General features: G+C 67.7%; 2 protein-coding genes. One reads left to right on the forward strand and one right to left on the reverse strand.

The window, feature by feature from the left end; all coding sequences use genetic code 11:
* Positions 1 to 1,571, forward strand: a 1,571-nt coding sequence (locus DD1DGNOD_RS28940) for an ABC transporter permease (RefSeq protein WP_241255525.1), incomplete at its 5' end; no start/stop codon positions are given.
* A gap of 199 nt (positions 1,572 to 1,770) precedes the next feature.
* On the opposite strand, the gene DD1DGNOD_RS07235 is transcribed toward DD1DGNOD_RS28940, so the two are convergent.
* A partial coding sequence (locus tag DD1DGNOD_RS07235) for a protein kinase domain-containing protein (RefSeq protein WP_131769717.1) occupies positions 1,771 to 3,347 on the reverse strand: 1,577 nt, incomplete at its 5' end.

Here is a 3,347-nt window from a genome sequence, read left to right on the forward strand (position 1 = left end):
CCCTCACCGGTTTCCGCCCGGCCGACAAGGGTGCGGTGCGTTACGCCGGGCGGGACATGTACTCCGAGTACGACGAGTTGCGTCGCCGCATCGGCTACGTTCCCCAGGAGGACCTGCTCCACACCACGCTCAGTGTCCGCCGCGCGCTGGAGTTCGGTGCCGAGCTGCGTTTCCCCCCGGACACCACCAAGCAGGAGCGCGGCGCGCGGGTGGACGAGGTCCTTGCCGAGCTCGGCTTGACCCAGCATGCCGACACGCAGGTGGCCAGGCTCTCCGGTGGCCAGCGCAAGCGCACCAGCGTCGCGCTGGAACTGCTGACCAAGCCGACCCTGCTCTACCTGGACGAGCCCACGTCCGGTCTTGACCCGGGCATGGACAAGAACGTGATGGAGTCGCTGCGCAAGCTGGCCGACGACGGGCGCACGGTCGTGGTGGTCACCCACAGTGTCGCCCAGTTGGATCTCTGCGACTACGTCCTGGTACTGGCTCCTGGCGGGTATGTCGCCTATTTCGGCCTGCCGCGTGACGCCCTGTCCTTTTTCAACAAGAGGGACTACCCGGACGTCTTCCTGATGCTGGAGGCGACGCCCGGCGCGGAGTCGGCAGCTCGGTTCCGCCAGTCACGCTACTACGTTCCCGCGTCGGTCACCGCGCCGTCGGCCCGTCCGGCGCCCGAGGATCTCCCGAGTATCCGCCAGCAGTCGGTGTTCTCCCAGCTCATCACGTTAAGTCGGCGAACGCTCGCCGTCGTCGCGTCCGACAGGTCCTACCTGCGGCTGATCATCGCCTTCCCGTTCTTGCTCGGACTCATCCCGCGGGCCATACCCGGTGGGTTCGGCCCTTCCGATGACGGCACGCCGAACTCGGACGCCGGCACGATCCTGCTGGTGATGGTGCTGTGCGCCTGCTTCATGGGGATGGCGAACTCCGTCCGGGAGATAGTCAAGGAACGGGCGATCTACCGTCGGGAACGGGCGATCGGGTTGTCCCGGACCGCCTACATCGGCTCGAAGATCGTTGTCCTGGCTCTGATCACGATGTTGCAGGCGATTCCGTTCACCCTGATCGGTCTTGTCGGCCGGCAGCCCGACGAAGCGCTTGTGCTGGGCAACTCCCTGGTCGAGTGTCTGCTCGCGGTCATCGTGGTGTCGCTGTCGTCGGCCATGCTCGGGCTGGTCATCTCCGCCCTGGTCGACAACGCGGACAAGACCATGCCGCTGCTCGTCCTGATCACCATGGCGCAGCTGGTGTTCAGCGGTGGCATCCTGCCGATGCACGGCACGCCCGGTCTGGAGCAGGTCAGCCTGATCGCGCCGGCCCGCTGGGGCTATGCCGCGCTGTCGTCGGTCGGTGACCTGAACACGATCAGCCTCGCCGGTCAACATCGTCCCGACGGGAAACTGATCAACAGCAAGGTCGTCGACGACCCGTTCTTCGACCACACCGTGCAGGCGTACTTCACCGACATCGCCGCTGGCGTGGGGATCGGTGTGCTCTGCGTCATCGCCACTGTTCTGTTGATCCGCCGGATGGACCCGAAGACCGCCAAGCGCAAGCCGTCGCCGTCCTGACCGTTTACCTGAAGTCCTGACCGAAGTCCTGACAGCTTCAAGACCGAAGCTGTCAGGACTTCTGGCTGTCCGGACCGAAACCGTAGCTGCGCGCCCAGCTGGAATCTTGTAGCCCGTCCGCCCACTGAAATCTCAGCGATCCGGGGATTTGGGGCCTCCGGCAGCGCGAGAAAAACATGATCGCGCTGCCTTGGGTCCTTTAGCCGGAAGTCCAGCGGGGGGTGGCGTCCAATCCCGGGAACTCGGTCAGCTTCTGCGCGTGGGCGTCGTCGAGGATGTTCGCGTTGGTCACGTAGATCTCGCGGTTGGTGGCGCCGTCGCGCTGGCTGGTGAAAGCGATCCGCTTGGTGTCCCCGGCCGCGAACGTGGGGTCCTGGTCCCGGCCCTTGGCCTCGGTCAGCTGCAACGGTGTAGCACCCGGAGTCGCATCCATGACGAAGATGTCCATCTCTGCCAGGTCCGGGCCGAAACCGCGGCGGAACGCGATCTTCTTGCCGTCCGGTGACCAGCACGGGTCGGCGTCGAAACCTTCCGTGCCCGCCGTGAGCTGGACGGGTTTCGCGCCGGCGTTGGCCGGGTTGGCGTCGATGGTGAACAGCGCGCCGCCGTCGACGCCGTTCGCACCGACGAAGAACGCGATCCGGTCATCCGTCGGGGACCAGGACGGGTCGGTGGCGCCGTCCGGCACGTTGAGCTTACGGACGCTTGATCCGTCGATGGCGACGACGTAGAGCCCGGCCCTGCCGTCGTTCGGGCCGCGCAGGGCCTTGATGACGACGAACTTCCCGGTCGGGTCGACCGACGCCCGGGCGTCCGGCGCGATCGCGATGTCCGCTGCCGGGCCGGAGGTGAACAGCGACATCGGCTGGCTGTTCCCGTCCGCGGCGATCGCGACGAGGCTGGGGGAGGAGTCAATCACCGTGTAGAGGACCGTCTTGCGCTGCGGCCCGACGATCACTGGGAGTGCGTCCGGCTTGGCGTCGTCGCCGGTCAGCCGCCGTGGCTGCCCCACCGTGCCGTCCGGGCCGACCCGCACGCTGTAGATCGCCTTTTTGTTGTCCTGCTCACTGGTGTAGAGCAGGGTGTCGTCGTCGAGCCCGGCAGCGGACTTCGGCAGGATGTCGACGACCTTCGCCTGGTTGCCGTCCACGCCGGAGCCACCGGAGGCCAGGGCCAGCATCGCGCCGAGCACCGCCACCCCGGCACCGGCAGCCACCAGCGCCATCCGTCGGCCGCTGCGTGGTACCCGGCCGCCGCCTCGCATGGTGGCCGCCGTCAGCGGCTCGCGGGTACCGCGCGTTGCGGTGCCATCGACACTGCCCCCGGGCGCGGGTAGCTTCCAGCCGTCCAACACCTGGATGACCGTCGCCTCGGGGTCGATCTCCTCTGTCGACAGCGGCTCACCGAGCAGGCGCAGCATCAGCTGCTGCGCGGTCGGCCGGGCCGAGGGGGCCTTGAGCATCGCGCTTGCGATGATCTCGCGCAGCGGGGGGTCCAGCCCGTCCAGGCGGGGCTCCTCGTTCACCGCGCGGTAGAGCAGGACCTGCGCGGAAGCGTCGCCGAACGGGTAACGGCCGGTCGCGGCAAAGGTGATCAGCCCGCCCCAGGCGAAGATGTCCACCGCAGGAGTGATCGGCTCGCCCTGGATCTGTTCGGGCGCCATGAACGCGGGGGTGCCGAGCTGCTGGAGGTTCCCGGTGAGGTTGCTGGCGGAGTCCAGCGCTCGGGCGATCCCGAAGTCGATCACGCGGGGCCCGAAGGGGGAGAGCACCACGT

This window comes from Candidatus Protofrankia californiensis, from assembly GCF_900634765.1.
Classification (GTDB): domain Bacteria; phylum Actinomycetota; class Actinomycetes; order Frankiales; family Frankiaceae; genus Protofrankia; species Protofrankia californiensis.